At 67.8% G+C, this 667-nt stretch carries 1 protein-coding gene; it reads right to left on the bottom strand.

All coding sequences use genetic code 11. The features are described 5' to 3' along the window. On the bottom strand, window positions 1–667 hold a 667-nt coding region (locus tag WFQ67_RS30195; RefSeq protein ID WP_337059003.1), incomplete at both ends, for an AMP-binding protein.

Here is a 667-nt window from a genome sequence, read left to right as displayed (position 1 = left end):
ATTGGTCAGCGCCGAATGACGGTTGCCAGCGCCCTTGGGCTTGCCGGTGGAACCGGAGGTGTAGATCACATAGGCGAGGTTTTCGGCGTGAAGCGCGATACCGGGATTGGTTTCCGGGAAGTCGTCGAATAGCGCCCGGTCCAGATCGATGCGCTGCACGCCTTCGGCCAGCGGTAGCTCCAGGTGCGACTGGCTCAGCAGCAGCTTCACGCCGCTGTCGTCGAGCATGTAGGCCAGGCGCTCGGCCGGGTATTCCGGGTCCAGCGGCACATAGGCGCCGCCGGCTTTGAGAATTGCCAGCAGGCCCACGACCATTTCGATGGAACGCTCGACAGCAATGCCCACCAGGCTGTCCGGCCCGACGCCCCGGGCGATCAGCGCATGGGCCAGGCGGTTGGAGCGCTGGTTGAGTGCGGCGTAGCTGAGCGTTTCAGCGCCGAAGGCCAGGGCCGGGGCATCGGGAGCGCGCTGCACCTGGGCTTCGATCAGCTGGTGCACCGGGGTATCGAGCGGGTACGCGGTGGCCGTGGCGTTCCAGCCGTGCAGCTGGGTTTCGCGCTCGTCGGGCGAGAGCAGCTGCAGCTCCGCGATGGGCGCATCGGGCCGGGTGACGATGGCCTCCAGCAGGCCCAGCCAGTGGCCGGCCATGCGCTCGATGGTAGCGGCC

This window comes from Pseudomonas sp. USHLN015 (assembly GCF_037153275.1).
GTDB classification, from domain to species: Bacteria; Pseudomonadota; Gammaproteobacteria; order Pseudomonadales; family Pseudomonadaceae; genus Metapseudomonas; species Metapseudomonas tohonis.
This window is presented reverse-complemented; position numbering and strand designations above follow the sequence as displayed.